Origin of the sequence: Pseudochrobactrum asaccharolyticum, from assembly GCF_003314995.1 — a bacterium.
GTDB classification, from domain to species: Bacteria; Pseudomonadota; Alphaproteobacteria; order Rhizobiales; family Rhizobiaceae; genus Pseudochrobactrum; species Pseudochrobactrum asaccharolyticum.
In genome coordinates this window covers 923,465-945,941 of record NZ_QNRH01000001.1, presented here as the reverse complement: position 1 = coordinate 945,941, position 22,477 = coordinate 923,465, and the positions used below count along the sequence as shown (strand labels likewise).

The window sequence follows — 22,477 nt, the reverse complement described above, 5'->3', positions numbered from 1 at the left end:
TAAATCAATGACTGATGATCGCCCAGCGTTCATGGTCGCGCCAGTCGCCGTTAATAAACAGATAGCGCGGGGAAAAACCCTCTTTATGAAAACCCGCGCGCTGAACAAGTGCAATTGAACGCTGATTATCCGGCTGGATATTGGCCTCAATGCGATGCAGCCCGATTTCTTCAAAACCATAAGCAACAGTTTGCTTCAGAGCCTCAGTCATCAACCCACGCCCCGCCAGTTCCACCATGCTGTAATAACCGAGATAGGCACTGCGGAAAGCCTTCATAAAAATCTGGCTGAAGGTAAAAACACCAATAATACTGCTGCTCTCCGGTTCACGTGCGATCAGCGCCAGTGACGCGCTGCTCTGTAAATTGCAAAACCATTCTTCAAACCCGACCTGATCAGTGAAATTGCGCATCCACGGATGATGATGGTCGCGGCTGGCAATATTTCCTGCTATCAGTTCCGGAGCGTCTTTTCTGCTAACCGGTTGTAAATTTATCATTTTACTCTCCGTATTGGCTTTATTTTATGCCGCAGAAGACGCCGGAAACTCAATCCCTACATTGAGAGAAAATTGCATTTTATTACAGTAGCATTGCGTCTGCATAAATATTATGCCAGCGATTAATCGTTGAATTATTGGCTTTAAAAGCAGGAGTACAGTTTGACGGGAAAGCGGGCTTGGCAAACCTATCTGATTATCGCAGCCATCTGGTTGCTGATTGTGCTGTTGTTTGTGGCTTATTCAGCCCGCCAGAGCATTAATCAGGCGCGTGATGAGGTGAAGCAGACGGGTATGGCATTGCATCGCGTGCTTTCGCAGCGGGCAGCACAACATGATGCGCATCTGACCAGTCTGAATGCTCTTATCCTCTCGGCCAATCCACCGCCTGTCGATGCGCTGCGTCAAGTGTCGCGCAATATTATCCGGTTTTACCCGCGCATCAGCATTATAGATGTGCTGCTTTTGACCCGAGAGGGCACAACAGTGAGTGCGCAACCGTTTTTGATGGTTGATGAGAGCGAGCATGGCACTGTCGCTGATGATTTTGCCGCGTCAATCGCCGTGCAGAAACCGGGTGAGGTACGCACTTATATTTCTGACAAAGTTGCCGACCGCTATTATCTCGGTAAGAAGTCAGACAATTCCAATCCAGGTTATGCCATTGTTATGGCTATTAATCCGGCTCTGATGATCGAACCCAATGAGCGCCCTGACTGGGCAGACCTTAGCCTTTCCATTGATGGCAAGACTATTCTCCAGCAGCATTCTGACTCGCCGGTCTCTTCATCATTTTTCCAGCCGCCAGTGTTTTCTCAGCAGATTGACAGTCAGAACCAACCGATCATTCTGACATTAAGCCGTCCGATAGCGCTGTCTGAAGTTATTGACTCGTTTCGCGTAGGTGTGCTGGCAGCTTTCTCGCTATTGGTACTGCTGATATCCTATTCACTATGGCAGTCTGTGCGCGCTGCTAAAAAGGCTGAGCAAAAAGCACAATTACTGGAACATGAAACACGCCTTGCCCATGCGGCGAGGGTGAATTCCATGGGGGAGTTAGCATCTGGGATTGCCCATGAGCTCACACAACCGCTCACCGCATTGCTTAGTCAAAGTCAGGCAGCACTGCGCCTTGAGGCTTCCGGCGAGCGACCTGACCTGTTGAAACAAGCTTTGACGGCCAATGTGCGCGAGGCATCACGTGCCGGTGAAATTTTAAAGCGTATGCGTAACTATATGAGCAATCATGAACCGCAGCGCAAACAGATGGATATCAGTCAGAGCATTCGCGATGTGAGCGAATTACTGCGTACCGACCTCACGCAACGCAATATAACATTGCTAATTCAAACAGAGAAAAACACGCCCGCGATTATGGGCGACGCTGTGGAGATGGAGCAGGTTCTCTATAATCTCATCCGCAATGCCGCTGATAGTCTCGTTCAAACAGAGAAAACGGACAAGCAGATCTCTGTTACTGCCCGCAGCGGGCAAGGGCAGCTTGTGATCACTGTGTCCGATAATGGCAGTGGCATTGCCGACGATGTACTGCCACGTTTGTTTGAGCCGTTTTTCACAACGCGCAATGGCGGTATGGGGCTGGGGCTTGCGCTTTGTGCAACACTGATTGAACGAATTGACGGGGAAATCACTGCCGCAAACCGACCTGAGGGCGGTGCTGAGTTCACGATTACGCTGCCTGTAGCAGACGCATCATCAATAAAGGTCTGATTATGAAAAACCTCAATATCTATCTGATTGATGATGATGAAGCGGTGAGGGATGCGCTGTCCTTGCTTTTACAGACCTATGGCATGTCTGTTGAGAATTTTCGTGATCCGGCAACTTTTCTGGCGCATGTTGATCCGCAAAAACCCGGCTGTCTGATACTGGATTTACGTATGCCGATGATCAGCGGGCTGCAATTACAACAAAAACTGCTTGAGCGCGGCATTGACTGGCCTGCCATCATGATTACAGGCCACGGTGATATTAATGCTTGTCGCCGTGCTTTCAAGGCTGGTATTCTGGACTTTCTCTCCAAACCGGTCGATGAGCAAGTATTGCTGGATGCGCTGGCCTTGGCCTCTGCAAAGCTGGATAAAATTCTGGAAAAAGCCGAGGCGCAAAAACTGCTGGCGAAACTGACCGACCGTGAGCAGGAGATTTTTGATCTGATATGCAAAGGCTTCGGCAGCAAGGAAATTGCCGCAGCGCTCACTATTTCTGTCCGCACAATCGATGCACATCGAGCAAATATAGCTGAAAAACTGGAAACCAGCTCGGTTGCCGATTTTGTACGGCTGCAATTATCAGGCAATGATACGGCGCATCCGTAATACTACCTATAAAGTTCAGGACTATCGCGGATTCCGGATGTTCATGGGTTTCATTAGATTAATGATCAGAAAGCCGATTGCTTTCATCAACAATCAGGAGACGATCATGAAACGCATTTTGTTTGCCGGAGCTGCGGCACTTGTACTGACCTCTGCTGCATCTGCGCAGGTTTTGCAGGAAAAAAACATGCCGCTGAACCTTGCGGTAAACATTGCCAATGAAACAATCGCTGCCTGCTCTGCAAAGGGTTACAATGTTTCCGTTGCAGTTGTTGACCGTGCCGGTGTGCTGCGCACATTGCTGCGCGCTGATAATGCCGGCGCGCATACACCAGCCGCTGCAACTGCAAAGGCTTACACCTCTGCATCTTCCCGCACACCAACCGGTGTTATGGCAGAAAATATTCAGAAAAATCCAACTGCCGCTGAACTGGCCAATATTCCGGGCTTCCTCGTGCTGGGCGGCGGTGTGCCGGTGAAGATTGGTGACGAAACCATTGGTGCAATCGGCGTTGGCGGCGCACCGGGTGGCCATCTGGATGAAGCCTGTGCCGTGGCTGCGCTGGATAAAGTCAAAGACCAGCTTAAATAATAAATCAGCCGCCGTTCTGTTGTTTCAGGACGGCGGTTCAATCATTATGAAATCCCGATAAGGAGAGCGTGGTGTCCCGTTTTTTATCAATATGTGCAATCCTGAAAAGCACTCTGCTTATTGCCGGCCTGATAGTGACAATGACAGGAGTTTCCATGTCTGCAACGACGAGCAAAGAACGCCAAATGCTTGAGGCGGCAGCGTCCGGTGATGTGGCCATTATTCAGCAACTGCTGAAAGAGGGCGTGAATGCGGATACACTCAATGATCATCGCCAGACGGCTTTGTTGCTGGCAACGCATAATAATCAGATTGAAGCTGCAAAAGTGCTGATTGATGCCGGTGCGGATGTCAATGCCAAGGATATGATACAGGACAGCCCTTATCTTTATGCGGGTGCACGCGGTCATTTGGAAATTCTCAAAATGACATTGTCTCATGGTGCCGATCTGAAAAGCATTAATCGCTTTGGCGGTACGGCTTTAATTCCGGCATCTGAGCGCGGCCATGTAGAGACAGTGCGCACCCTGATTGAAGCAGGTGTCGATGTGGATCATATCAACCGCCTCGGCTGGACAGCGCTGATTGAGGCTGTGATCTTGAGTGATGGCGGTCCGGCTCATGTGCAAATTGTGAAATTGCTGAAAGATTCCGGTGCCGATCTGTCCATCAAAGATAATGACGGTGTAACAGCGCTGCAGCATGCAAAAAAGCGTGGCTATACTGAAATTGTCGCGGTTCTTGAAAAGTAAAATAATAAGTTTGTAAAATAAATTTTACTCTTCATGTTACGCTGGAATTAATGGCTATAATAGGCTTTGATACAGAGCCTATTATAGCCTTAAGGATAGTGAATATGCCGGTTCAACAGCAGTCAGAAAACAATGCCTCGCGAGAGGATATTGCTGCAATCATTGCTGAACGGAACCAGCATTTTCATTTGCAATGGTTTAAAAACCTGTTTTCCGGCCGCTTATCGCTTGGCGACACATTCTGGCTGGGATATTTGGGCAGCACTCTGATTATTACGCCTGTCACATTTGTTATGGCAGTTCTGGCGCGTGGTTTTTTACCCGATACCTATTTCAGCTTTGGTCTTGCAATTTGGTTTTGCCTGCTCGGCTTTTATTATATCACATTATTTATAGCGGTAGCACGCAAAGCATTAAGTACACCTGAAGCTAAAGGCTGGAGATGGGCAGCTGTTTTGTTCGCTCTGCTGGCGACAATGGGTTTTCTCACCAGAATTTATGCTTATCTGATTACGATTTGAGCGATTACAGCACCAGCAGGCCGATGCCGCTGAGAATATCAGTTGCCTGGCTTTTGGAGATAATTGCGCCTTTGAGGACTGCGGCATCCTGAAAGTTCAGGCTGCCAAGGTCGCAGCCGCGTAAATCCGCGCCTTTGAATTTGCTCAGACGCAAAGTTGCCCCTCGCATACGGCAATCCTGAAACACAGTTTCGCGAAAATCACATTCTCTGAGATCGGCCTCACTGAAATCCATATTGGTCAGGATTTTCTTGCGGAAAGAGACACGCGGCAGGAAAGCTGCAATCAGCAAACATTCTTCAAAATCGGCACCGATCAGGCTGCAATCGGTAAAATCCGCACCGGTCAGTTTCGATTGCAGAAATTTAGCGCTATTGAGATTGGAGCGGCTCCACAGCGTATTCGACAGATCACAATTGTGAAATTGTGCGCTGTTGCCGTCGATATTCGACAGGTTTACGCCACTGAGCCTGCATTTATGAAACTGCGTATCATTGATCACCGCAGCTTTCAGATTACAGCCAATGAAGGTGCAATCCGTAAACACGCATTCGGACAGGTTGCCGCCGGATAAATCCGCACCATCAAATCTCTGGCCGTTAAAGTTGCGCGTACCACCAGCAATCTGGCTGAGAAGCGTATCTGTCACAGGCATAGCGCTCTCAGCGCCTGCGGGTCAAAACAACAAAGGCCACGCAACCGGCCAGACCGAAAGCGATAACGCCCTGAACCAGGAAAACCCACTGTATTGAGCTCATGAGATCACCTTTCATTTGCTAGGAAACATATGATCTGCGCAGTGCTTTATCACTCTCACGCGGCGCTGTCAGCTTTTTAAATATGATTATTAATTACCAGAATTAAAAAACGGCGGTGTTTACACACCGCCGTCCTTCAAACGAACAAACTGGTCTTACTCGGCCAGCCACTCTTTAATACGATCAGGATTGTCGGCGATATATTTGTCGACAGCCTTATCATAGGAAGTTTCCTGTGCCTCAAACATCGCTTTTTCGAGATCTGCCAGCGGAATATTCATCTTCTCCAGCAGGGAGGCAACTTTCGGATTGTCTTCCTTAAAACCTTTACGGGCGAGGGCATTCACATGCTCTGCCGCACCCAATGCACCTTCCGGATCTTCCAGATAGCGCAGCTTGTATTTACCGAACATCCAGTGCGGGCTCCATGCGGTCGCCACGAACCAGCCTTCCGAGCGGGTTGAGCGGTCAACCGTTGTGAGCATGGCCGCTTCACTGGAAATCTGCAGCTTATAATTCAGGCCGTATTTTTTCACGGCTTCTTCTGAAAGGCGGGTCAGACCGGCACCCGGATCAATACCCTGAATCTGGCCTTTAAGCTTTTCGTGAATTTCAGCTTTTTTCAGGTCTTCAATCGACTTGATATCGCTTTCCGGCACATAGGCAGGAACAACCCAACCCAGTTTTGCGCCTTCATAGAGCGGGCCAAGATCTTCTACTTTACCTTCAACGCGCTTGTAGTAATCAGCATGTGTTGCAGGTAGCCATGCCATCATCATGGCATCAAGATCGCCGCGGCTTACGCCCTGATAGAGCGGTGCAACATCGGTCTGCACCAGCTCGACTTTTTGATCAAGATTATCCTGAATAAGTTTAGCTGCGAGTTTGGTGACAAATTCAGCGTCGGACCACGGAGCCCAACCGATTTTCACCACTTTGGCATCGCTTGCAGCAAATGCTGAAGTTGCCATAGTTCCCGCCAGCAATGCCGCCAGGCTTAGACGTGTCAGTTTCCCGAACATATCTTCTCCTTTAAGGTTTTAGAGCATATTTTCTTAAAATTAGATCAGTTTAATCCCAAATTATGCTCTCACTTTATTGTTAGAGCGACCTTTGTACGCCCCAGTAGGGCGCACGACGCTCTAGTCTCGGATTAAACTTCCTGCTTGCGCAGGGATGTTGTTTGCGTGCTGTCCGTGTGCTTGCGTAAAGCTGCAAAGCGCTTGAACAGACTTGGCTGAGGTTTGCCGAAGCTCTGAGTAATGCGGTCGAGAACCACAGCCAGAATAACCACGGCCAGACCACCTTCAAAACCGGTACCGACATCCAGACGCTGAATACCGGTTAGAACAGTATTGCCCAAACCACCGGCACCAATCATGGAGGCAATCACTACCATCGACAGCGACAGCATAATGGTCTGGTTGATACCGGTCATGATCGAAGGCAAGGCATTCGGCAGCTGCACTTTGAACAGCAGCTGTTTAGCCGTACAACCGAAGGCCAGACCGGCCTCGACGAACTCTTCATGTACTTGACGGATACCAAGATTGGTCAGGCGTACCACAGGTGGCATCGCAAAAATCACAGTCGCAATAGTGCCGGGCACTGCACCCAGACCGAAGAACATGGCCGCCGGAATGAGATAAACGAAGGCAGGCATGGTCTGCATCAGGTCAAGCACAGGACGAATGATTGTTGCCAGTGTTTCATTACGCGCCATCGCAATACCCATCGGGATACCGATAACAATCGCAATAAATGTTGCGGCAAGCACCAGCGACAGGCTTTCCATAGTGCCGGTCCACAGGCCCATATGATGGACAAGTGCCAAAGCCAGAACAGTGAAAAGTGCAAATTTCCAGCCAACGCGCCACAGCGACAACAGAGCCAGAATAATTATTCCCGCGACCGGTGGAATGGCCAGCAATCCACCCTGAATACCACCGGTAACGAAACCGATGACGGCTGCAATCATATCAAGCGCCGGTGTGAAGTGGTCGAGAATATAGTTCACGGTGATATCGGCACCTTTGCCGATACTAAAATTCATATCCATGTTTTTCCCAATCGTTTCAGCTCAACCGGCGCGGTCGAGCGTTTCCAGCAATGCCGACTTCGAAATCGCGCCGACATATCTGTTTTTTTCATCAACAACCGGAACCGGCCAGCGGCTTTCAGCAACGCGGCCAAGCACATTGGAAAGGGGTTCGCTTGCATCAATCGGAACGATATCGCTCAGGAAGGCTTCCCTGTAGGGATGCGGCGATTTATTTTTTACTTTCTCAATCAGGGAATCCTGACTGATCATGCCGTGATAACTACGGTCACGGCCGAGAATAACAGCAATGTCACGTCCGGTGGTTTCCATCTGCTCCAGCGCAGAGGCCGCTGCAACACCCTGACGGTCAATAATCGTCAGCAATGTTTTACGTGCCACATCACCGGCAGAGAACACATGCGAGACATCCACATTCTTGAAGAATGAACGCACATAGTCATTGGCCGGATTGGAGACAATCTCATCCGGTGTGCCGACCTGAACAACCTTACCGTGCTGCATGATGCAAATACGGTCGCCAATACGCATAGCTTCATCAAGGTCATGGCTCACGAAGATGATCGTGCGGCTGTTTTCCGATTGCAGACGGATCAGTTCATCCTGCATTTCTGTGCGGATGAGGGGATCAAGCGCCGAGAAAGCTTCATCCATCAGCAGAATGGTCGGCTCATTAGCAAGCGCGCGGGCAAGACCGACACGCTGTTTCATACCACCGGAAAGCTGATCAGGCATGCTTTGTGCATAAGGCTCCAGACCGACGGCGGTGAGCGCTTTCATTGCGCGCTCATGGCGCTCGGCCTCAGCCATACCTGCAACTTCAAGACCAAAGGCGGCATTGTTGAGCACGGTTCGGTTCGGCAGCAGAGCAAAGGACTGGAATACCATGCTCATATCGCGACGACGAAGATCAATCAGCTCGCGTTTCGACATTTTGGTAATGTCACGGCCATCAACGGCGATAACGCCGGAGGTCGGCTCAATCAGACGGTTTAACAACCGGAGCAATGTAGACTTGCCGGAACCCGACAGTCCCATGATGACGAAAATCTCACCATCCATAATTTCGAAGCTTGCACCGTCAACGCCGATTGTGCAGCCCGTATCTTTGTGAATCTCAGTTTTACTTTTTCCGGAACGCAATTGGCTCATTGCTCTTTCCGGCTTGTCGCCAAAGACTTTAAAAACATCTTTCAAAGATAATTTTGCAGACTTTGTCTCATCCATACTTATTTCATTTGTATAAATATTCATATGGTAAGTTAACCCTGCCATAGTGGCAGACCTATTCTCCTTTTGTATTTTTTAATACATATAATCAGCATTATTGAACTGTAATCACACAGAAATAATAGTCTTAAAAATGCTGATAAATCGAATTAGATTAAAAATATATATCGTAAAAGCTCAAAAAAGTCCACCCGAAGTATCAAAATAGACTCAAAAGCCTGCTAATCCGGTGGTTACAGCATTGTTGATGGAAGGCGAGTATCGGCAAAATAGGTGCGAGAAAAAGAGAATAAACTGCGGAACCGGAAGAGAGATTCTCTCCGGTCTATTAGAGAAAAAATTTAGAACTGGCTAAAATTTTGATTGCTTAATTCAAGTATAATAATAAAAAATAAATCAAAAATATAAAATTATATATATGACTTAATATAATATTTTAAAATACAAATACCTGCTTACATTATTCTATAAATCGAGTATTATTCAGATTGGCTTAAATACCAATGGGTAACATATGAATAGAGTATGGAGCTTTTCTATAGTTGCCGAACCTGAAAAGGGGCGGGTCATTAAGATATCCGACTGGTCGGATTTATCTATGTTCCTGCTATGTCATTGGCCGGTAAAATACGGCGCAGCCTATACGTTAGCTGTTTGCAGTCTTTCTCAAGATTTTTATAAAAAATCCAATATTGAAACGATCATAAGATTGTTTATTGCCGCTCTGAAAGAGGCGGAAATTCCATATAAATTTGAGATGGCCGCACTTGCGCATGGCCACTCTGATGTCAGTTTACCTGCAGCTTTTGCTGAACAATTGCCAGCCGCCGCTCTCTAAATCAGGCGAGAGGTATCGCAACCTCTGTACGATTACGGCCATTACGTTTTGCTTTGTAAAGCGCCTGATCTGCCGTTTCAATCAAATGACTGAAATCCGGATGACCATTGAAGGTCGAAACACCAATCGACAGAGTAATATTCTGCATACCTCCGTCCGGTAGCTGAAACTGCTGAACGGAAATTTTCTGTCGCAACCGCTCTGCGGTTTCAAAAGCTGATGCAGCGCTTGCTTCAATCAGAACAACTAGAAACTCTTCGCCGCCATAGCGGAACACAAAATCACTGGCGCGGCATTGAGTGAAGATGCTTTCCGCAACCTGTTGCAGAATATGATCACCACCACCATGTCCGTATGTGTCATTGATGCGTTTGAAATTGTCGATATCGACCATCATAACGCTCAGATCCATGCGGTTTTGCGTTGCCATTTTGACTTCGCGGGTCAGAATGGATGGCAGAAAACGGCGGTTCAAAGTGCGGGTTAACGGATCGCGACCGGTTTCCATTGCTGCGGCTGCCTGAAACAGCTCAGCCAGCAGGAATTTAATTTCACCGGTTTTATTTTTAAAAGTTTCAATCAGATCGGCTAAAGCGGCATCGCTATTTGCACTGGCTACTGTAATGGCTGGCAGCAGAATATTGTCGATATAGCGCATATCATTACGGATATTTTCCAGAACCGATGAGCCGTGAAAAATCATATCACCTTTATGGTGCAGCCACAGGCCGAAATCTGAGCTCGCAAGTGGCGGCAGCGCCGTATCCTGTCGTGCGCCATAGAGGCTGAAGAGAACCGACTGGCTCCACTCCATGAGTGCTGCACGCTGGCTTTCGCGTTCCAGCGTAACATCCTGTGTAAGCGCAAAGGCACGGTAAGCTTCGTCTGTCTGGGCATCGCTTTTGGTATTGGTTACAAAGGCCTGGCTCATGATCTCAATGGCAATATTGATCGCATTGCTGGTATAGCCCGCCAGAATTGCAAAATCTTCGAGACTGATATCCTGATCGCGCAGCTTCAAAATGATTTCATTTTTTAACAGGCGCGCGCCTTGCATCACCACATGGATTGGTACCTGAATACGCGCATGAACTTCGCCGATTTTGCGCTGCTCAGCGACAAATACTTCAACATCCATTGTGCGTTCAACAAACAGGCGCCGCAGCCAGCCGCGCATCGAATGCTGCAACCGGTCATGCACGACTTCCTGTGAAAGAAACGGGCTGGCATCCGGATTTTGCAGCAAGCGGTCATAAAACACCCGCACCAGACGATCTTTGTCAGCCTCGATCAGATCCGCCATTCGCTTTGCCGGCCCCTCAGGAAGGCCTCGGGTAAGCTGAACCCATTCCCATTCAGAGGGCATGAGCGGGGGCTGATGAGCGGCATAACCGGCTATCTCTGCTGTGAGAGGGGGCATATTCAAAACCGTTATATCTCCGTCACTCATATGCTTTGGCGGTGTCAATTCGTGGATCCGGAAATCCGTAATATCGGATATAATTCAAGTAAATTCGTCTTAATCGGAACAAGATCAAAAATCCGTGACTGAACTTGCTTTTCTATACTGACGGCTACTTGCCATTCTCACGACCGCTGTAACAATTATCCAAATTTTCATCATGGAGACTGCCAGCGTTACATGAAAAAGCTGCCGGAATAAGCCTCATTTATTGCCCTCATATAATGTCTGTCGAATGAATGAAATACTTAAATTAAATTTTATATAAAAGTTTTTATCGCCGATAATATGACTATTTATATATAAAATAAATTTGATCTTTGCAGTTATCGTTCTGCCCATCTTGCGATCTTAAAATTTATTAGATAGACTGATCTACCTAATAAATTTGAGTCAGAGATAAAATGCCAACATCTTTAAAGGCGCAGAAAACTGCTTCTGCACGTGAACGTCTGCTCGAGGCAGCAGGAATTTTGTTTTATAATTATGGGATTAACGCAACCGGCATTGATATGATCACTGCCAAAGCCGGCGTTGCGAAAATGAGCCTGTATAATAATTTCTCATCAAAATCCGACCTTGTCGCTGCGTTTATTGCAATGCGGCATCAGGAATGGCTCGATCTGTATGAAGCTCGTTTAAAGCAGGCGCATACCGTGCCGGATCGCATATTGGCTGTGTTTGATGCCTATCAGGATCATGCGGAATTTGATTATGAGAACGGATTTCGCGGCTGCGGGCTGCTCAATGCTGCGGCGGAATTGGCGGCTGGTGATGAGGGCAGGGAGGCTGTGCGCCGCCATAAGGAAGAGGTCGAGCGCTTGCTGGTGCAGCACCTTGAAAGCTGGCACAGTACCGCAGGCGAGGCTTTACCGAAAGAGCAGGTGGCACTGGCGGCTGAGCATCTGTCGTTTTTGCTTGAGGGTTCTTTCGCGCGTGCAGGACTTGAAGGCAATAGCAACCGTGTCCTGAGTGCAAGGCGCCTTGCAGAAAGCATTTTGGCAGCCCTATGAGTGAAGCATCTGTTATCCGCACGGATCGTGTCGGCCTCGGCATCATCTGCGTCTTAATCGCGTCTTTCTTGTGGGGCACCACCGGCACAGCCGCAACTTTTGCGCCGGAAGTCGGCCCCTTAGCGATCGGTGCGGTGGCCATGGGAGTAGGCGGGCTGTTGCAAGCCCTGCTCGCTTTACGAGCGTTGAAACGTGACAAAGCAAAGTTGCGAGCGCAATGGTTGCTGGTGCTTTTCGGCGCAGTTTCTGTCGCGGTCTATCCGCTGGCTTTTTACTCTTCGATGTATCTTGCGGGTGTCACAATTGGCACTGTTGTAACCATTGGTTCCGCGCCATTATTTTCAGCACTGATTGAATGGATCATTGATCATAAGACCCTGAGCAAGCAATGGGTTGCCGGTGCAGCATTGGGGCTGAGCGGCATTGTACTGCTCTGTTTTTTCGGTGGCGGCACTCATGAAATCGCATCTGCTACTACCACAACAGGAACAACTGTAGCAGGCGTGTTGCTAGGTCTTGTCGGCGGCTTGACCTATGCTCTTTATGCTTGGGCAGCACACCGGTTGATGTGCAAAGGGATTTCCGCGAAGGCGGCGATGGGCTCAATTTTCGGAGCAGGCGGACTGTTGCTGATGCCGGTTTTGCTGATCACCGGCGGTGCCTTGTTGGCCTCATGGAATAATGCGCTTGTCGGTGCTTATATGGCCATTATCCCGATGTTCACTGGTTATGTGCTGTTCGGCTATGCGCTGGCGCGTATATCCGTCAGTATGGCGACAACGATCACGCTTACAGAGCCGGTTATTGCTGCTTTGCTGGCAGTGGTGATTGTTGGTGAAAATCTGTCACCATTGGGTTGGCTCGGCGCATTGCTGGTGATATTCTGCCTTGTCATTCTTTCAGCGCCGAAGAAAGAACAGACGTATTAATCGGTCAGGGAAGTGTCTTGAGATAATCCTCAAAACGCTTCCCGCGTTCTGTACGAAAGAGCCTTCCTGCAAGCTGAATGACCTCTATACGATCCACGCGCAGATTACGAAAATCCGAGCGGTCTTCACACCAGACAGTCAGCAGCCAGACCGCATCAAACATTGTCAGGCCAAGCGGCTGAACAGTACGCTGACTGTGTTTATCTTGCAAATCGCAATATCGGATTTGCAATACGGCCTTATCGCGCAAGGCGACGCGCAGGAGTGTAAGATGCTCCGCGGCCTTATCATTCTCCGGATTTTGCCGTGCAACAGCGCGCAAAGGCAATCGTGAATAATTCTCACCTTTATCATGACCGATTACTGCACTGATTTTGGCAGAGACACGGCGAGCAGCAGCAGCCAGATCATCATCACCGCGCGTAGCAATCAGACGGGTTCCGAGCATCAGGGCGTCGAGTTCATCAGGGTCGAAGTGGAGAGGGGGCAGAAAATAGCCCTTCTCCAACTGATAACCAATACCGGCCTCACCGCGTATCGGTGCGCCCATGGTCTGTAATGTTGCCATATCGCGATAAATTGTCCGGACAGAAACACTGAGTTCCTGTGCCAGTATTTCCGCTGAAACAGGCTCAGTTCTGCCGCGTAAATGGTCAAGTAATGCAAAGAGACGAAATGTGCGCATGAGTGAGGTTTACACTATCCTGACAAAAACTGTCAGGGAGAATGTTTTATAGACTGCTTATCACATAAGGAGATTATAATTATGCAATCCGGCGACAAACAGGTTTTTCAGATACAGAAATCATTCGGTCTTGAACTGGGCCGTTTCCGTCTCAAAGAAGGTATGAGCGAAGCTGCTCTGCAAGAAGCTTATCAGGCAATGGTCACAAACCATCTGTCAAAGCAGAGCGGCTGGTGCGGTCAGCATCTGGTCAAACTTGGCGATGGTATTTTTCTTGATGTGGCCTTTGCTCAGACTGAAGATCATGCAAAGACAATTTGTGCGAGTTGGCGCGATCAGCCCGTTTGTGATACTTTTCTGGCATTCATTGAGCCAATCAGCATGGAATTCGGGACAGTTCTCTAAAAGATATCCGTATAATGCAGAGTTTAGCTATGGGCAAAACGAGCCCATAGCAATTTAACTTACTTCGCAGCAGCAAATTCAGTCATCAGCTTTTCGAAATCTTCGAAAGGCGGAAAGCCCTCATAGCTGTGTGTTGCCGGCGTATGTGCCCAAGGCAGTTTTTCTTTGGTCATTGTCTCGATGAACGGGACAAACCACTTACGCTCATCAAACAATGACGGGCGGACATTGACAAATGCATCGACGCCATCAATGAGCGTAAACATCCATGTCATGCAATATGCGCAGAAATAATGATGCTGCTGAGGCCCGTGCAAGCCGCCGATAACCGGCTCACCTTGGGTCACTTTAAAACCGGAAGAAGGGATCATAGCGGTTAATGAAAAAGCACTGCTGCTCATGGATTGGCAGCCGGTGCAATGACAGGCAGCAGTCATCAACGGTTCTGCTGTCACTTCAACGCGGACTTCTCCGCAACGGCACTGTCCGCTTAAAGGTAATCGGGGCATTTTCATCTGCCATATCCTTCTGTAAGTAATGCCATGATTTTACAGGTTTATTACGTTTTTAGCTACCGCGTTTTATGCCGTGCTCTATCAACCGGTCAATAATCTGGCTGTAGCTGACACCGCTCACGGCCATAACTTTGGAATACATACTGATATCTGTAAATCCAGGTATTGTATTGATTTCATTGAGGATAATTCGCATATCATCTGTCACGAAGAAGTCCACGCGCGCCATTGCATCACAGCCAACAGCCCGAAATGCTTTCTCAGCCATTTCACGTATTTGTGTTTCAACAGAGGAGGGCAGGTCTGCCGGTACTTTTAACGCCGCACCAGCCTCATCTATGTATTTCGCGTCATAGCTGTAAAATCCATGACTTTCTGCCGGTGTTATCTCACCGCAACGAGATACAAAGATACTGCCGTCGGCATTTTCGAGTACAGCACACTCAATTTCACGGCCGCGAATAAACTCTTCAGCCAACAGCTTTTTATCATGCAGGAAACCGGCGTTGAGTGCAGCTTGATAGCCGGATTCTGAGCTCACTTTAGTGACACCAACGGACGAACCTTGGCGCGCAGGTTTAACGAAAAATGGCAGGCCTAGCTTTTGCTTCAAGTCCTCAAACTCCGGCACGTTGCCCTGATGAATAGTCACCGAATGCGCAACAGGAACAGCGGCTTCTTTGCTCAGACGCTTTGTCATATCTTTATCGAGCGCTGCCGCAGAGCCAAGGATGCCGCAGCCGACGAGGGGAACACAGGCGACTTCTGATAAACCTTGTACGGCACCATCCTCACCATGCAATCCGTGCAGAACCGGAAAAAGAGCATCAATATTTGGCAATTCGCGGAAGCCAAGCTGATCATCCAGCCCGATCATACGCCCGTAACCACCGGAAAGAAGGCAAATCTGCGTACCGGAAGAGGGCTGTGCCAATTGTCCCTGCTCATAGGAACTCAACAGCCATTGCCCTTCGCGTGTAACAAAAACCGGCACAGCCTCATATTTATCCGGATCAAGCGCCTGTATCACATTGGTGGCAGACAGAACCGAGACATCATGCTCGGGTGAGCGACCGCCAAAGAGCAAAGCAATACGTAGTTTTTTCTGTGTTCCGGTCATGTGTTATCCGTTGATTTAACAATTGTCTCAGTGCTTGAGATCATTTTACGGAATATCGACAATATTAAGTTTCACACTAAAACTATCAAACAACGCACAGCTGTTGCGCTCGCTATGGTAAACAAAGACTATACTGAATGCGGAGGAGGAAAAATGCAAAAACAAGCTGCAATTCTTGAACGTAAAGAATGGGCTGAAAAGCCTGATGTCTGGCAGGGAGAGTTTGAAGGTCGTCACTTTGGTACCAACGCATCCGTGATGTTTTATACGACGGATAAAATCGGCCATGGACCGCGTCTCCACAAACATCCATACGATGAGATTTTCATTGTGCGACAGGGTCGTGCTTTATTCACCGTTGGTGATCAGCAATTTGAAGCTTCAGTGGGACAAATTATATTCGGACCAGCCAATATTCCGAATAACTACAAGAACCTTGGCCCAGAGCCTTTGGAAATGACGGATATCCACGTCACTGATAAATTTGAGCAGGAAAATTTAGATTAGTGCAGCGTGCAGCATTCAATGTAACGAACGGATGTAGCTGCAAGACTTGTTTTAGCAAGTTAAAGTTGCGACGTTCCCAGCAAAATAGAAATGCGACAGGCGCTGACGACAGCCCCCATTCCGAGAGGCTGGTCAGGGTTGCAAGCGAGGAATGGGGGCGAGTGAATACCCGCCTCTTCGGCTTTAGCTTTCTCAGTAGCAATTGTTCTGTCATTAGTTGATACTCGGCCCACCTATATCGGCTACGCTAAGCCATATCAGCGTCCATTGACGAGCTTTATTCCTGCGCCGGCTGTCTCAATAGGGCTTGCTCTCGCCGAGCAATGACAGCAGGATCGTTCATGTAGGCTGTGCGCGATTTACGCTCTCGCTTCTGATAGCCGTTGGCGGTGCTGCCGTCGCGGACGCCAAACATATGGTTCGTCTGTCCCGTGCGACGCGGACCACTCTTGCTGCGTTGCTGTTCCCGTCCAGCCTGCATCTCAGCGACAAGAGCCAGCATGTCGTCCAGCCGTTTGTTCTCGACAACGGGTGAGCGATGAACCGAACGCAATTTGTCAAACGTTCTATAGGGCAGGGTGTCCGTGCCGTGCATGATTTCAAGGCGACCGTCCGGATAATCGCAGACAATGACCTTTTGACGGGCCAGTCGTTTTGCAATCTCCGTTGGCTCCAGGATGAACAATACCTTGTCGTAGCGCAGCGTCAGAGACTGCGACAGTGTCCGCACTTCCTTCCGGCACAGTGCGCCGTCGAGGTTCTCATGCGCAGCCAGCGGCCGATGCATATCCTTCGGATTGCGCGGTAGCTTACCAAAACGGGCATTGAAATCTGCAATGAATTCCGGTGCATAAGCATTTGCTGCTTCCATCGTATCAATGCCGCGCAATCGCAACTCCTTCACTAGGCGATCCTGCAAAGTTCTGTTTGCACGCTCGACACGGCCTTTGGCCTGTGGGGTATTGGCACAGATAATATCAATGTTCAGCTCATAAAGTGCCCGACCGAATTGCGTTAGCCCACTCGTTCGATCTTTCTCAGAACCATGGGTGGAGCGAAATACTCCATGCTTGTCGCTGTAAAATGCCAGCGGCTTGCCCCAAAGCTCCAGATAGGCCTTCGTCGCATGGAAATAATCAAATGTGTTCTCTGATCCGGCAAAACGCAGATGCAGAAGCTTACCGGTTGCATCATCAATATAAACGAGGAGGGCGCATTTGGGCCCCCGACCCTCGAACCACCAATGATGTGAACCGTCAATCTGCACTAGTTCACCAAAACAATCGCGCCGGCCGCGCGGTTGAAATACACGTTTTTTGCGTTCTCGGCGTGAAATCCATATACCTGCAGCTGTCATCCACTGGCGCAGCGTTTCTTTACTGACTGAAAGTTGATGTAGCTCAACCAGCTTCTCACAGGCCAGTGTCGGGCCAAAATCCCGATAATAAGCCCGTATAAGATCCAGCACCGTATTCCGGAAATCCTCGCTGTAACGGCGATTGCTTGGGTGACCACGTTTGCCTGAAACAAGGCCAGCCGCACCAAACTTGTCAAAGGCCTGTAAAAGACGATGAATATGGCTGCGGCTGAGATCGAGCAATGCAGTCGCCTGAACAACAGTCAGGCGGCGATCCCGTATCTTCTGAATAGCGTCTAATCGATTGAGTTCTTTCTGCGACATTGTGATCAAACAAGACATGACGGCTCCCATCCGCTGCTTGCATTCGGAACCCCAGTCTTCCTTTCTTTATTCTGTTTGAACAGGGCATGAGCTGCAAAATCTGTCGCATCTCTAATTTGCCCAAGTGTCGCATCTCTATATAGCTGTTATAAGACTAAATCACATAAGATAGATTATGGAACTAATTTATATAAAGATAAACGGCAGAGTATGTATCTGCCGTTTATAAATGCCTGATTTCAGGCCTTAAGCCTTTTGAGCAATGTACAGATGTCCCGGAACCGGTTTGCCTTGCTCACTGCGCACTGTGATATCTGTCACGCGCAGCATTTTGATACCGTGGCTCAGCAGCAGCTTCTCAACATAGTCCTGCTTATGTGCAAAACGCTGATGCGGCCCGACTGTATAATCACGGCCGGCAAAATCCTTGTCAGACAGTGTTTCGCTTGAAAATGCGAAAATGCCATTGCGATTGAGGTTCAGCGGAAGCTTTGAGAAAAACGGCTCCAGATCGCCCATATATGGCAGCACATCGGTCGCGATAATAATGTCCCATGCCGGCGCTGTGGTCTGGTCAAGGAAGTTCACAACTTCACCGACATACAGCACATTGTAATCGCCTTTTTCGTCAGCAATGGCGATCATATTCTCAGCAATATCGACGCCTGTACGGTGCTCGGTCATTTCAAACAATGCATCAGCACCAAGTCCGGTACCGCAACCGAGATCCAGCATACGCGCATAATGGGCATCAGGATTCATTTCGTCCAGCTGATCAGCAAGCTGCAACGGCACATCATAACCAAGTTGATCAACGAGGATGGTGTCGAACATTTCAGCATGCTGGTCGAACAAAGTCGCCACATAAGCATCAGGCGCTTTGTTTGGCACTTCACCACGTCCCATGCTCGCCAGACGCACAGCAGCACCGCCATGATCATCCGGATCTATCTCCAGAGCCTTCTGATAGGCTTTGGCTGCGCCGTCAAAATCACCCGATTTTTCAAGCTTCAAAGCCTCATTATAGGCCTGTTCCAGCGCTTCTTCATCAAATAACGGGCTTGCGGACATGATTAAAAACTTTCTGTTTTTTGAATGCGCATATCATGCATTCAGCCAAAGCGATCTCCGCTTTAGCTTGAGATAAGGCGAAATAATAAACTGCCGTTTCTTTGGCGCAAATTAAAGCATTTATCAATCTGTAAGAGACCAAGGCTGAAAGAGAATAGGGGGATCCCCTCTCCCGTTCACAGTCCCTGCTCTGCTGCATCGCCTTCAATCAGTGATGCTTGTGCAGCGTAGCGCCTTGCCAAGACAGCGCAGGCCATCAGCTGAATTTGATGGAAAATCATCAATGGTAATACGACACTGCCAACCATTGCCGCCGGAAAGATCACGCTCGCCATAGGTGCACCGCTGGCCAGACTCTTTTTCGTACCGCAGAAGATAATGGTGATCCGGTCTTCCCGTGAAAAGCCCAGCATTTTAGCTGAAAATCCCGTAAACCAGAGGATAAATGCCAGCAAAGCAACGTTAACAGCGATCATAATTGACAGGTCATGGCCTGAAACTTCCGTCCATAAGCCCTGCACCATCGCTTCGCTGAAAGCGAGATAGACCACCATAACAATTGAGCCGCGGTCTACCAGACCCAGAGCCTTATTATGCTTGCGGATGAAATTCCCTATCCATGGCTGCATGATCTGACCGGCAATAAACGGAGCCAGTAATTGCAACAGGATTGACAGTAGTGCATCCAGCGAGACACCGGCATCATTTTGTCTGGCAAACAACAGTCCAACCAGCAAAGGTGTCAGGAACATGCCGATAATATTGGACGCAGATGCAGATACAATTGCCGCAGACACGTTGCCTTTAGCGATCGCCGTAAAGGCAATTGATGACTGAACTGTTGATGGCAAAACGCAGAGAAACAAAATACCTGCGTAAAACACTGAGCTGGAAAAGCCCGGGATAACCCAGCCGAGAGACACACCGATCAGCGGAAACAGTGCAAATGTCACGCACAGCACCATAAGATGCAGGCGCCAATGCACGATGCCTTTTACAACAGCCTGACGGGACAATCTGGCACCATGCAGGAAAAACAGCAAACCGATTGCGATTTTTGTTGCCAGCGAAAACCAGTGAGCGGCCTCGCCCTGAACTGGTAAAAATGATGCTACGATAATAGCCAGAATAAGGGTAGAGATGAATTTGTCGGGAAGAAAGCGCATATGTCCGATCGCATTTTTGCATCAAATCATTGCGGAATTGCACAAAACATGGCCGGATGCCATTAAAATGTATAAAAATTCCGGGTGATTTTCTTTGGTGCCTGAGATGAAAAGACTGTCTGTTTCAGACTCGGATTTCAAGCATGCAACGATGAGACTATGCTGACAAGGTTTTTATTTTGAGCTATTGGTCATTTGCTTTGCGCTGTTGCAACAGCGCAAAGCAACCATAATAAATTGAGACTAATCCGAATACCCGTTCGGATTTTTAGACTGCCAGTTCCACATATCAGCACACATCTCGCGCAAGGTTTTCTTAGCGCTCCAGTCGAGTACTTGCTTAGCATATGCAGGGTCAGCATAGCAGCTAGCAATATCACCTGGACGGCGCGGTGCCACTTCATAGCGAATATACTGGTTAGAAACGTGTTCAAAAGCCTTAATCACATCCAGAACACTATAGCCCTCACCTGTACCGAGATTAACCGTCAGGCATTTAGGCTCATTCAGTCTATCCAGCGCTTTGAGATGACCTTCGGCCAGATCCATAACGTGGATATAATCGCGCACACCGGTACCGTCCGGTGTCGGATAATCGTTACCCCAGATGCTCAGTTTTTCGCGGCGGCCAGTAGCAACCTGCGCGATGATCGGCATCAAATTGTTCGGAATACCTTTCGGGTCTTCGCCGATCAGGCCGCTTTCATGTGCACCAACAGGATTGAAATAGCGCAGAATGGCAATGCTCCATTCCGGATCGCTATTATAAAGATCGCGCAGCATTTCTTCGACCATCAGCTTGGTGCGGCCATAAGGATTGGTTGCTGACAGCGGATGGGTTTCATCCAGTGGCAGACGCTGCGGATCGCCATAAACAGTGGCCGATGAAGAGAAAACAATCTTCTTTACATTGCAACTGCGCATGGCCTGCAGCAGACGCAAAGTACCGACCAGATTACAGTCATAATAATAAAGCGGTTTCTGCGTGGATTCCCCGACTGCTTTCAGACCCGCAAAATGCATGACAGCAGTGCAATTATAGGTACGCATAACGTTTTCAAGAAACTCACGGTCACGAATATCGCCGGTTTCACGCTTAGGCATTCTGCCTGTGATCTGTTCAATACGCTGAAAAACACCTGGCTGACTATTGTCAAAATTATCGACAACAACAACATCATGTCCGGCTTCAAGCAGACTTACGCAAGCATGGGAACCAATAAAGCCGGCGCCGCCGGTTACCAGAATTGTCATCAGTTTCTCTTTGTTCGGTTACAGACGGTTTTCATAAGCTGAATTTTATGGCACCAGTAGGTTCAAATTTCCACATAATCAACTGGATATATTGTCCGGTCTCTGTTTCGTCAGGATTTACTATGCAGCCCTCCCGCAATATTCAAACCCTTATAGATATAATGATTGCGCTGCGTGATCCGGAAACCGGCTGCCCGTGGGATGTTGAGCAGGATTTTAGCACGATTGCCCCTTATACGCTGGAAGAAGCTTATGAGGTCATTGATGCCATTGAGCGTGATGATATGGATGATCTGCGTGAGGAACTCGGCGATCTTCTGCTGCAAGTGGTGTTCCATTCCCGTATTTCAGAAGAAAAAGGCGGTTTCAATTTCGGCCATGTTGTCGAGGCCGTGACCACCAAAATGATCCGCCGTCATCCGCATGTTTTTGGTGATGAAGAAGCACGCTCTGCCGGTATGGCCAAGGGGTCTTGGAACCGTATCAAGCAGATTGAAAAAGACGAACGCCTTGCCCGCCGCACTGCGCTTGGGCTTGAAACAACTGAGAAAAAAGGCTTCCTTGATGATGTGCCGACCTATTTACCGGCATTGGTAAGCGCGCTGAAATATCAGCAAAAAGCTGCGCGCGTTGGCTTTGACTGGGCAGAGGCTGCCCCTATTCTGGACAAAGTTGCTGAAGAAACGCAGGAGTTGCGCGAGGCAATGAACAACCAGGAGAAGGCCAATATTGCGGAAGAATATGGTGACCTGCTGTTTGCTATGGTCAATCTCGGCCGCCATCTGGAACTCGAGCCGGAAATGGCCTTGCGTGCAGCGAATGAGAAATTCAAACGCCGCTTTCACTTCATTGAAGATGCACTGAACAGTGACGAACAATCTCTGGAGGCTGCAAGCCTTGATGAGATGGAGGCGCTTTGGAATAAAGCAAAACAGGCCGGAAAATAAGATTTCTATCTTCCGGCCTGTAATTGCTAAAGCATTTCCAGCAAAAGTGCGAAGCGGTTTTGCGTCGGATAATGCGTAAAAATAAGGAATTAGAGCGGTTCTGCGGTTCAATGAAAACCGGAGCCGCTCTAAAA

The 22,477-nt window shown here is 48.6% G+C and carries 24 protein-coding genes; 11 read left to right on the top strand and 13 right to left on the bottom strand.

Translation table 11 applies throughout. From position 1 onward, the window contains the following. Window positions 1-4 precede the first annotated feature (4 nt). A complete protein-coding gene (locus DFR47_RS04460; RefSeq protein WP_113943103.1) occupies window positions 5-499 on the bottom strand; it encodes a GNAT family N-acetyltransferase in 495 nt (164 codons plus the stop codon). 162 nt (window positions 500-661) lie between these two features. On the opposite strand from DFR47_RS04460, the gene DFR47_RS04455 reads away from it, so the two are divergent. The 5 genes from DFR47_RS04455 to DFR47_RS04435 all read left to right on the top strand — a co-directional run bounded on the left by DFR47_RS04455 (window position 662) and on the right by DFR47_RS04435 (window position 4,703). Next, a complete protein-coding gene (locus DFR47_RS04455) occupies window positions 662-2,230 on the top strand; it encodes a sensor histidine kinase (RefSeq protein ID WP_113943102.1) in 1,569 nt (522 codons plus the stop codon). 2 nt (window positions 2,231-2,232) lie between these two features. Then, window positions 2,233-2,838, top strand: coding sequence for a response regulator transcription factor (locus tag DFR47_RS04450; RefSeq protein WP_113943101.1), 606 nt, complete (start codon window positions 2,233-2,235; stop codon window positions 2,836-2,838). Between the two features lie 106 nt (window positions 2,839-2,944). Next, window positions 2,945-3,430 carry a GlcG/HbpS family heme-binding protein gene (locus DFR47_RS04445; RefSeq protein WP_113943258.1) on the top strand — a complete coding sequence of 162 codons (486 nt, stop codon included), beginning with the start codon at window positions 2,945-2,947 and terminating at the stop codon, window positions 3,428-3,430. A 155-nt stretch (window positions 3,431-3,585) separates the two neighbouring features. Further along, window positions 3,586-4,182 (top strand): ankyrin repeat domain-containing protein, encoded by a 597-nt coding sequence (locus DFR47_RS04440; protein WP_342633942.1) that lies wholly within the window; start codon window positions 3,586-3,588, stop codon window positions 4,180-4,182. A gap of 104 nt (window positions 4,183-4,286) precedes the next feature. Then, entirely contained in the window at window positions 4,287-4,703 is a 417-nt protein-coding gene (locus DFR47_RS04435) for a hypothetical protein (RefSeq protein ID WP_113943100.1), read from the top strand. 4 nt (window positions 4,704-4,707) lie between these two features. Here the strand turns inward: DFR47_RS04435 and DFR47_RS04430 are convergent, their stop codons facing one another. The 4 genes from DFR47_RS04430 to proV all read right to left on the bottom strand — a co-directional run bounded on the left by DFR47_RS04430 (window position 4,708) and on the right by proV (window position 8,747). Further along, entirely contained in the window at window positions 4,708-5,358 is a 651-nt protein-coding gene (locus DFR47_RS04430) for a pentapeptide repeat-containing protein (RefSeq protein ID WP_113943099.1), read from the bottom strand. A gap of 258 nt (window positions 5,359-5,616) precedes the next feature. After that, on the bottom strand, window positions 5,617-6,483 hold the full coding sequence (locus DFR47_RS04425) for a glycine betaine ABC transporter substrate-binding protein (RefSeq protein ID WP_113943098.1): 867 nt from the start codon (window positions 6,481-6,483) through the stop codon (window positions 5,617-5,619). Between the two features lie 131 nt (window positions 6,484-6,614). Then, the gene (locus DFR47_RS04420) at window positions 6,615-7,520 is read right to left on the bottom strand and encodes an ABC transporter permease (RefSeq protein WP_113943097.1); all 906 of its coding nucleotides are present in this window, start codon (window positions 7,518-7,520) and stop codon (window positions 6,615-6,617) included. A gap of 21 nt (window positions 7,521-7,541) precedes the next feature. Further along, window positions 7,542-8,747: a glycine betaine/L-proline ABC transporter ATP-binding protein ProV gene (gene proV, locus DFR47_RS04415; protein WP_374788385.1), complete on the bottom strand. Its 1,206-nt coding sequence runs from the start codon at window positions 8,745-8,747 to the stop codon at window positions 7,542-7,544. Between the two features lie 517 nt (window positions 8,748-9,264). On the opposite strand from proV, the gene DFR47_RS04410 reads away from it, so the two are divergent. Continuing rightward, window positions 9,265-9,588, top strand: coding sequence for a DUF982 domain-containing protein (locus tag DFR47_RS04410; protein WP_113943095.1), 324 nt, complete (start codon window positions 9,265-9,267; stop codon window positions 9,586-9,588). 1 nt (window position 9,589) lies between these two features. Here the strand turns inward: DFR47_RS04410 and DFR47_RS04405 are convergent, their stop codons facing one another. Then, window positions 9,590-10,891, bottom strand: a complete 1,302-nt coding sequence (locus DFR47_RS04405; RefSeq protein WP_245416433.1) for a GGDEF domain-containing protein — start codon at window positions 10,889-10,891, stop codon at window positions 9,590-9,592. A gap of 563 nt (window positions 10,892-11,454) precedes the next feature. On the opposite strand from DFR47_RS04405, the gene DFR47_RS04400 reads away from it, so the two are divergent. Further along, window positions 11,455-12,063 carry a TetR/AcrR family transcriptional regulator gene (locus DFR47_RS04400; protein ID WP_113943094.1) on the top strand — a complete coding sequence of 203 codons (609 nt, stop codon included), beginning with the start codon at window positions 11,455-11,457 and terminating at the stop codon, window positions 12,061-12,063. Beyond that, window positions 12,060-12,992: a DMT family transporter gene (locus tag DFR47_RS04395; RefSeq protein WP_113943093.1), complete on the top strand. Its 933-nt coding sequence runs from the start codon at window positions 12,060-12,062 to the stop codon at window positions 12,990-12,992. Before DFR47_RS04400 ends, DFR47_RS04395 begins: the two co-directional genes overlap by 4 nt. A gap of 4 nt (window positions 12,993-12,996) precedes the next feature. Here the strand turns inward: DFR47_RS04395 and DFR47_RS04390 are convergent, their stop codons facing one another. Beyond that, entirely contained in the window at window positions 12,997-13,677 is a 681-nt protein-coding gene (locus DFR47_RS04390) for a helix-turn-helix transcriptional regulator (protein WP_113943092.1), read from the bottom strand. Between the two features lie 81 nt (window positions 13,678-13,758). Here DFR47_RS04390 and DFR47_RS04385 point away from each other — a divergent pair, with 81 nt between their 5' ends. Continuing rightward, a complete protein-coding gene (locus tag DFR47_RS04385; RefSeq protein ID WP_113943091.1) occupies window positions 13,759-14,082 on the top strand; it encodes a hypothetical protein in 324 nt (107 codons plus the stop codon). Window positions 14,083-14,141: 59 nt separating this feature from the next. Here DFR47_RS04385 and DFR47_RS04380 read toward each other — a convergent pair whose 3' ends face one another. Next, window positions 14,142-14,597: a GFA family protein gene (locus tag DFR47_RS04380; RefSeq protein ID WP_113943090.1), complete on the bottom strand. Its 456-nt coding sequence runs from the start codon at window positions 14,595-14,597 to the stop codon at window positions 14,142-14,144. Between the two features lie 52 nt (window positions 14,598-14,649). Then, a complete protein-coding gene (locus tag DFR47_RS04375; protein WP_113943089.1) occupies window positions 14,650-15,717 on the bottom strand; it encodes a D-alanine--D-alanine ligase family protein in 1,068 nt (355 codons plus the stop codon). A 153-nt stretch (window positions 15,718-15,870) separates the two neighbouring features. On the opposite strand from DFR47_RS04375, the gene DFR47_RS04370 reads away from it, so the two are divergent. Further along, a complete protein-coding gene (locus DFR47_RS04370; protein WP_113943088.1) occupies window positions 15,871-16,224 on the top strand; it encodes a cupin domain-containing protein in 354 nt (117 codons plus the stop codon). 277 nt (window positions 16,225-16,501) lie between these two features. Here the strand turns inward: DFR47_RS04370 and DFR47_RS04365 are convergent, their stop codons facing one another. The 4 genes from DFR47_RS04365 to galE form a co-directional block, all read right to left on the bottom strand. After that, complete coding sequence (locus DFR47_RS04365) at window positions 16,502-17,923, bottom strand: ISNCY family transposase (protein ID WP_113943087.1); 1,422 nt, start codon at window positions 17,921-17,923, stop codon at window positions 16,502-16,504. Window positions 17,924-18,151: 228 nt separating this feature from the next. Continuing rightward, a complete protein-coding gene (locus DFR47_RS04360; protein WP_113943086.1) occupies window positions 18,152-18,976 on the bottom strand; it encodes a class I SAM-dependent methyltransferase in 825 nt (274 codons plus the stop codon). 176 nt (window positions 18,977-19,152) lie between these two features. After that, complete coding sequence (locus DFR47_RS04355) at window positions 19,153-20,142, bottom strand: bile acid:sodium symporter family protein (protein ID WP_113943085.1); 990 nt, start codon at window positions 20,140-20,142, stop codon at window positions 19,153-19,155. 243 nt (window positions 20,143-20,385) lie between these two features. Further along, window positions 20,386-21,396: a UDP-glucose 4-epimerase GalE gene (gene galE / locus DFR47_RS04350; protein WP_113943084.1), complete on the bottom strand. Its 1,011-nt coding sequence runs from the start codon at window positions 21,394-21,396 to the stop codon at window positions 20,386-20,388. A gap of 122 nt (window positions 21,397-21,518) precedes the next feature. Here galE and mazG point away from each other — a divergent pair, with 122 nt between their 5' ends. Further along, window positions 21,519-22,343, top strand: a complete 825-nt coding sequence (mazG, locus tag DFR47_RS04345; protein WP_113943083.1) for a nucleoside triphosphate pyrophosphohydrolase — start codon at window positions 21,519-21,521, stop codon at window positions 22,341-22,343. Window positions 22,344-22,477: the final 134 nt, after the last annotated feature.

Excerpts from the sequence above, each read along its gene's own strand:
- DFR47_RS04405 (WP_245416433.1), bottom strand. The coding sequence starts at position 10,891 with ATGGCGGATCTGATCGAGGCTGACAAAGATCGTCTGGTGCGGGTGTTT.
- DFR47_RS04375 (WP_113943089.1), bottom strand. The coding sequence starts at position 15,717 with ATGACCGGAACACAGAAAAAACTACGTATTGCTTTGCTCTTTGGCGGT.
- DFR47_RS04390 (WP_113943092.1), bottom strand. The coding sequence starts at position 13,677 with ATGCGCACATTTCGTCTCTTTGCATTACTTGACCATTTACGCGGCAGA.
- DFR47_RS04435 (WP_113943100.1), top strand. The coding sequence starts at position 4,287 with ATGCCGGTTCAACAGCAGTCAGAAAACAATGCCTCGCGAGAGGATATT.
- galE (WP_113943084.1), bottom strand. The coding sequence starts at position 21,396 with ATGACAATTCTGGTAACCGGCGGCGCCGGCTTTATTGGTTCCCATGCT.
- DFR47_RS04365 (WP_113943087.1), bottom strand. The coding sequence starts at position 17,923 with ATGTCTTGTTTGATCACAATGTCGCAGAAAGAACTCAATCGATTAGAC.
- DFR47_RS04425 (WP_113943098.1), bottom strand. The coding sequence starts at position 6,483 with ATGTTCGGGAAACTGACACGTCTAAGCCTGGCGGCATTGCTGGCGGGA.
- proV (WP_374788385.1), bottom strand. The coding sequence starts at position 8,747 with ATGGATGAGACAAAGTCTGCAAAATTATCTTTGAAAGATGTTTTTAAA.
- DFR47_RS04355 (WP_113943085.1), bottom strand. The coding sequence starts at position 20,142 with ATGCGCTTTCTTCCCGACAAATTCATCTCTACCCTTATTCTGGCTATT.
- DFR47_RS04410 (WP_113943095.1), top strand. The coding sequence starts at position 9,265 with ATGAATAGAGTATGGAGCTTTTCTATAGTTGCCGAACCTGAAAAGGGG.
- DFR47_RS04445 (WP_113943258.1), top strand. The coding sequence starts at position 2,945 with ATGAAACGCATTTTGTTTGCCGGAGCTGCGGCACTTGTACTGACCTCT.
- DFR47_RS04440 (WP_342633942.1), top strand. The coding sequence starts at position 3,586 with ATGTCTGCAACGACGAGCAAAGAACGCCAAATGCTTGAGGCGGCAGCG.
- DFR47_RS04400 (WP_113943094.1), top strand. The coding sequence starts at position 11,455 with ATGCCAACATCTTTAAAGGCGCAGAAAACTGCTTCTGCACGTGAACGT.
- DFR47_RS04370 (WP_113943088.1), top strand. The coding sequence starts at position 15,871 with ATGCAAAAACAAGCTGCAATTCTTGAACGTAAAGAATGGGCTGAAAAG.
- DFR47_RS04450 (WP_113943101.1), top strand. The coding sequence starts at position 2,233 with ATGAAAAACCTCAATATCTATCTGATTGATGATGATGAAGCGGTGAGG.
- DFR47_RS04430 (WP_113943099.1), bottom strand. The coding sequence starts at position 5,358 with ATGCCTGTGACAGATACGCTTCTCAGCCAGATTGCTGGTGGTACGCGC.
- DFR47_RS04420 (WP_113943097.1), bottom strand. The coding sequence starts at position 7,520 with ATGGATATGAATTTTAGTATCGGCAAAGGTGCCGATATCACCGTGAAC.
- DFR47_RS04380 (WP_113943090.1), bottom strand. The coding sequence starts at position 14,597 with ATGAAAATGCCCCGATTACCTTTAAGCGGACAGTGCCGTTGCGGAGAA.
- DFR47_RS04360 (WP_113943086.1), bottom strand. The coding sequence starts at position 18,976 with ATGTCCGCAAGCCCGTTATTTGATGAAGAAGCGCTGGAACAGGCCTAT.
- DFR47_RS04385 (WP_113943091.1), top strand. The coding sequence starts at position 13,759 with ATGCAATCCGGCGACAAACAGGTTTTTCAGATACAGAAATCATTCGGT.
- DFR47_RS04395 (WP_113943093.1), top strand. The coding sequence starts at position 12,060 with ATGAGTGAAGCATCTGTTATCCGCACGGATCGTGTCGGCCTCGGCATC.
- DFR47_RS04460 (WP_113943103.1), bottom strand. The coding sequence starts at position 499 with ATGATAAATTTACAACCGGTTAGCAGAAAAGACGCTCCGGAACTGATA.
- mazG (WP_113943083.1), top strand. The coding sequence starts at position 21,519 with ATGCAGCCCTCCCGCAATATTCAAACCCTTATAGATATAATGATTGCG.